Genomic DNA, 5,162 nt, shown 5'->3' with positions numbered 1-5,162 from the left:
TCAAGACTCGCCCACCGAACACCGAAACCTCTTGATCAACACGGCCTAACGTCGGGTGGCATTGAGGGGATGCGACGGCGCATCCCCGTACTCGAAGGAGAGTCGACCTCACATGCGCACACGCTTCGCCACCGCCGCCCTGCTCGCGGCGGTCGCCCTCAGCTTGACGGCCTGCCATCCGCAGGCATCGAGCGGCGGCTCTGCAGCCGGACCGTCATCTGTGCAGATCATCGTTCCCGCCGATCCTGGCGGCGGCTGGGACCAGACCGGTCGCGCGATCTCGTCGACTCTCACCGGCGACAAGCTGGTCGGCGCCGCTCCGGTCAACAACGTGGGCGGCGCCGGAGGCACGGTCGGCCTCGCCTCGCTCGCGAATGAGCGCAACCCGTACACCCTCATGGTCACGGGCCTGGTCATGGTGGGCGCGGTGGAGACGAACTCGGCGCAGAACCGACTCGAGGACACGACACCGATCGCCCGGCTGACCGACGAGCCCCTGGTGGTCGTCGTGCCCAAGGATTCGCCGTACCAGACGCTCAAGGAGTTGGTCGACGCGGTGCTCGCCGATGGGCAGAAGATCACCATCACCGGCGGCTCCGCCGGTGGCGCCGACCACATCCTCGCGGGGCTGCTGCTCGAGTCCGCAGGCCTCGACGGGGCGGGCATCACCGAGAAGCTCAACTATGTGCCCAACTCCGGCGGCGGTGAAGCGGTGTCGCTGCTTCTCGGCAAGAACGCGTCGGCCGGCATCTCCGGCGTCGGCGAATTCGCCGAATACGTCACCTCCGGTGACCTGCGCGCCCTCGCGGTGTCCAGTGACGCCCCGGCGGCCCTGATCCCTTCGGCGCCCACCATGACCTCGCAGGGCTACGACGTCGTCTACACGAACTGGCGCGGGCTTCTCGCACCGGGCGGTATCAGCGCCGAGCAGAAGCAGCAACTGGTCGACCTGATCACCCGCATGCACGCATCGGCTGCGTGGCAGGCGACGCTCAAGGACAAGGGCTGGACGGACGCGTTCCTCACCGGGGATGAGCTCTCGACATTCCTCACCGCCAACATCTCCGACGTGCAGTCGACGCTGAAGAACATCGGGCTCACGTCGTGACGACGGACATCACTCCCACCTCCGGGGCGGCGTCGCCGCCCCGGAGGTGGAGCGGGGATCGCATCGGGGAGCTCGTGTTCGCGGCGCTGGTGTTCGGCCTCGGCCTCTACGCGCTGATCGGCGCCTTTGCGATCCGCACCCCCGCCGGCGCCCAGGTGGGCCCGCGCGTCTTCCCGTTCCTCGTGTCGGCGCTGCTCATCGGTGCCGGCGTCGCTCTCATCTTCGGCGTGCTCCGCGGCCGCCTCGGTCAGCGCGAGGAGGGCGAGGACATCGATTCGAGTGCCCGCACCGACTGGTGGACGATCACGAAGCTCGTGCTGCTGTTCGTCGGCGTCGTTCTGCTGCTGGACGTTCTCGGCTGGTGGCTCACCGCAGCACTTCTGTTCGGCGGCGCAGCCCTCAGCCTCGGCGCCAAGAAGTGGTGGATCGCTCTCACCGCCGGGCTCGTTCTGGGCATCGCAACCCAGATCCTGTTCGGCGAGGGCCTCGGGCTCTTCCTCCCCCGCGGCTGGGCATTCGACGCCTGGTACGGCCCCGGCCCCCTCTTCTAGGAACCTCATGGACAACATCTCCCTCCTCCTGCAGGGCTTCGCCACGGCCGTCCAGCCCGAGTACCTGCTGTTCGCGTTCATCGGCGTGCTCGTCGGAACCGCCGTCGGCGTACTCCCCGGCATCGGGCCGGCGATGACGGTGGCGCTCCTGCTGCCGCTGACGTACTCACTGCCACCCACCGCCGCGATCATCACGTTCGCAGGCATCTACTACGGCGGCATGTATGGCGGCTCGACCACGAGCATCCTGCTGAACACCCCGGGCGAGTCGGCGTCGGTCATCACGGCGATCGAAGGCAACAAGATGGCCAAACTCGGTCGGGGAGCAGCAGCGCTCGCGACTGCCGCCATCGGCTCATTCGTCGCCGGCACCATCGCGACCGCCCTCCTGACGCTCTTCGCGCCGGTGATCGCCGGCTTCGCGGTCAACCTCGCGCCGGCCGACTTCGTGGCCCTCATCGTCGTGGCGTTCATCACGGTAGGCGCGCTGCTGGGTTCGTCGGTCTCCCGCGGCATCGCCTCTCTCGGCATCGGCCTGCTCATCGGCCTCGTCGGCACCGAGCAGACCACCGGTCAGGCGCGCTACACGATGGGCATGCTTGCGCTCTCCGACGGCATCAGTGTGGTTCTCGTCGCGGTCGCGCTGTTCGCAGTCGGCGAGGCGCTCTACGTTGCAGCGAGACTGCGCAGCGGGCCGATCCCGATCATCCCCGTGACTCGCGGATGGCGCAGCTGGATGTCCCGCGAGGACTGGCGCCGATCGTGGAAGCCGTGGCTGCGCGGCACCGCGATCGGCTTCCCGATCGGAACGATCCCGGCGGGCGGCGCCGATGTCGCCACGTTCCTGTCGTACGCCACCGAGAAGCGCTTCTCGCGCCACAAGAAGCAGTTCGGACGTGGGGCGATCGAGGGGGTCGCCGGCCCCGAGGCAGCCAACAACGCCGCCGCCGCCGGTGTGCTCGTCCCGCTCCTGACACTCGGTCTTCCGACGACCGCGACCGCCGCGATCATCATCACGGCATTCCAGTCGTACGGCATCCAGCCCGGGCCGCAGCTCTTCCAGTCGCAGGGCGACCTGGTGTGGGCGCTCATCGCGAGCCTCTACATCGGCAACGTGCTGCTACTGGTGCTGAATCTGCCGCTCGCGGGCATCTGGGTGAAGCTCCTGCAGATCCCCCGTCCGTACCTCTACGCCGGAATCCTGACGTTCGCCGCCCTCGGCGCCTACGCGGTGCGGTTCTCGACGATCGACGTGCTCATCCTTCTGATCGTCGGGGCACTCGGGTATGTCATGCGGCGCTTCGGCTACCCGGTGGCCCCCCTCATCGTCGGCCTCATCCTCGGCCCGATGGGCGAGCAGCAGCTGCGTAAGGCGCTCCAGCTGAGCCAGGGCAGCATGGGCGATCTCGTGCTGCATCCGTTCGCGGCGACCTGTTACGCGGTGCTGATCGTGCTCGTCGCCGCGGGACTATGGCTCAAGCGTCGTCAGAACCGTTATGAGCGTGCCCTCGAGGCCTCGCTCGCCGCAACGACATCCCCCGCCGCAGCGGTGGATCGGCTGTGGGACGAGGGCGAGCGTCCGTCCGAGGTGTCGACCGACACGATTCGAACGGAAGAGGCAACGCGTATGGCGCGAGCCGCGCAGCGCGATCGACACGACGAGCGATGACGGATGCCTCGGGTGGCCGGACCGGTCACCCGAGGTAGTTCGGCGCGGCGGGCAGTCCGAAGAACGCCTCGAGCGTGTGGAACCCGCCGTCATGGTACGCCGCCGCGAGCTGCGGCCCGATGTAGCGCAGGTGCCAGGGCTCGGAGTCGTACCCCGACACCGCCGTCTGCCCCGGCTCGTAGCGCACGATGAATCCGTAGCGCCAGCCGTTCTCGGCCACCCATTTCCCGGCCGCCGACGTGCCGAAGCCGTCCATCGTGCCGCATCCGGCAGAGGTGCACGAGACGACGTCCGTCGCGAACCCGGTCTGGTGCTCGCTGTATCCGGGATGAGCGCTCGTCGCATCGGCAGCCGCCTTGCCGCCGTTCGCGACATTCGACGCGTACGTGCTCACCTGCGTCTGGTACGACCGGTAGCCGCTCACCACCCCGAGGCCGCCCACGCCCGCAGCGGCCGCGGCATCCGACATCGTGGTGAGGGCGGCAGCGGCGGGCGGCTGCAGTTGACCTGCCCCGTTCACGAGGCGCACACCGACCTTGGCGAGCGCGGCCGGCGCGAAGGACAGCGGCTCGAGCGGGCGCGCCTTGTCGACGACGACCCAGACGTGGTTCGCGTCGGCGAGGGTGATGCAGGGGGCGTCTCCGGAGACCACGGCGTCGCGGAACGCGGCACCACCGCCCACGGCCGTGATGACGGCCTCGTCGTCACGCGCGGCGAGCGCCGCGGTGACCGCCGGGTCGTCGCAGGGCCGCGGCGCCGGGTTGGGCGTCGACGTGAGTGCCGGGACGGGGAGTGCGGCAGCGACGGCGGGCGCAGCGGCCACGTGTCGCGGCGCCACGAGACGCGGCAGCACCGCGAACGCGCACGCCGACGCCACCACGATCGCGACCAGGCCGATCGTGACGGTCCATCGGAGCGCGGAGATCCGCGGGGCGTCGGCCATCAGTCCATTGTGTGCCGCGATGCGTGCGGCCGCGACCCATCGCATTCACATACCCTCACCTATTTACGATAGTGGGCGCCGCCAGACTTGACTTAACATCGATGCTTTGTTCGACTGTGCGCATGAGGTGGAACGGTCAACGCGTCGGAGAGACGGATGCCGCGGCCCTCGCGGGCCTCGACCGCGATGGCGGCATCGTGCGCAGCGTCACGACTCCCGAGTTCGCAGGCATCACCTTCCACGAGGTGCTGGCCAAGTCGGCGCTGAACCACGTGCCGGGGGCATCCGCGATGCCGTTCGACTGGACGGTGAACCCCTACCGCGGGTGCAGTCACGCCTGCGTCTACTGCTTCGCGCGCGGCACGCACACCTATCTCGACCTCGACGGCGGTCGCGACTTCGACACCCAGATCGTCGTGAAGATCAACGTCGCGGAGGTGCTCGCCGCCGAGGTGCGCCGCGGCAGCTGGGGCCGGGAGCACGTCGCCCTCGGCACCAACACCGATCCGTATCAGCGGGCGGAGGGGCGCTATCGGCTCATGCCGGGCATCATCGACGCGCTCGCCTCCTCGGGCACACCGCTGTCGATCCTCACCAAGGGCACGCTGCTGCGCCGCGACCTCCCGCTGCTCGCCGCCGCGCACGACGAGGTGGACGTATCACTCGCGTTCTCGATCGCCGTGTTCGACGACGCCCTGCAGAGCGCTCTCGAACCCGGCACCCCGACGGCCGCCGCGCGCCTGGCGACGGTGCGCGCCGCCGCCGACGCGGGCTTCCGCCCGACGGTGTTCCTGATGCCCGTGCTCCCCCACCTCACCGACTCGATCGCCCAGCTCGACGATGCGCTGCGGCGTATCCGTGAGGCGGGAGCGGCGCGCGTCGTCTACGGCG

5 protein-coding genes are annotated in these 5,162 nt (G+C 69.3%); 4 read left to right on the top strand and 1 reads right to left on the bottom strand.

From position 1 onward, the window contains the following. Positions 1–112 precede the first annotated feature (112 nt). From ASG00_RS01455 to ASG00_RS01445, 3 genes are read left to right on the top strand one after another with little or no spacing between them, the layout of a single operon-like run. Positions 113–1,108 carry a Bug family tripartite tricarboxylate transporter substrate binding protein gene (locus ASG00_RS01455; protein WP_056206286.1) on the top strand — a complete coding sequence of 332 codons (996 nt, stop codon included), beginning with the start codon at positions 113–115 and terminating at the stop codon, positions 1,106–1,108. Then, complete coding sequence (locus tag ASG00_RS01450; RefSeq protein ID WP_082482965.1) at positions 1,105–1,659, top strand: tripartite tricarboxylate transporter TctB family protein; 555 nt, start codon at positions 1,105–1,107, stop codon at positions 1,657–1,659. Before ASG00_RS01455 ends, ASG00_RS01450 begins: the two co-directional genes overlap by 4 nt. Positions 1,660–1,666: 7 nt before the next feature. After that, the gene (locus ASG00_RS01445) at positions 1,667–3,328 is read left to right on the top strand and encodes a tripartite tricarboxylate transporter permease (RefSeq protein ID WP_082482964.1); all 1,662 of its coding nucleotides are present in this window, start codon (positions 1,667–1,669) and stop codon (positions 3,326–3,328) included. Positions 3,329–3,353: 25 nt separating this feature from the next. Here the strand turns inward: ASG00_RS01445 and ASG00_RS01440 are convergent, their stop codons facing one another. Next, positions 3,354–4,271: a M15 family metallopeptidase gene (locus ASG00_RS01440; RefSeq protein WP_056206283.1), complete on the bottom strand. Its 918-nt coding sequence runs from the start codon at positions 4,269–4,271 to the stop codon at positions 3,354–3,356. Between the two features lie 122 nt (positions 4,272–4,393). On the opposite strand from ASG00_RS01440, the gene ASG00_RS01435 reads away from it, so the two are divergent. Beyond that, the coding region (locus tag ASG00_RS01435) for a radical SAM protein (RefSeq protein WP_235559037.1) at positions 4,394–5,162 on the top strand (769 nt) is incomplete at its 3' end.

Source organism: Microbacterium sp. Leaf351 (assembly GCF_001423825.1).
Taxonomy (GTDB): Bacteria; Actinomycetota; Actinomycetes; order Actinomycetales; family Microbacteriaceae; genus Microbacterium; species Microbacterium ginsengisoli.
The sequence above is the reverse complement of the archived record's forward strand: the minus strand, read 5'-3'. Positions and strand labels throughout refer to the sequence as shown.

What these genes read in the sequence shown, in the direction of transcription:
- ASG00_RS01445 (WP_082482964.1), top strand. Translation starts at nt 1,667, where the DNA reads ATGGACAACATCTCCCTCCTCCTGCAGGGCTTCGCCACGGCCGTCCAG.
- ASG00_RS01440 (WP_056206283.1), bottom strand. Translation starts at nt 4,271, where the DNA reads ATGGCCGACGCCCCGCGGATCTCCGCGCTCCGATGGACCGTCACGATC.
- ASG00_RS01455 (WP_056206286.1), top strand. Translation starts at nt 113, where the DNA reads ATGCGCACACGCTTCGCCACCGCCGCCCTGCTCGCGGCGGTCGCCCTC.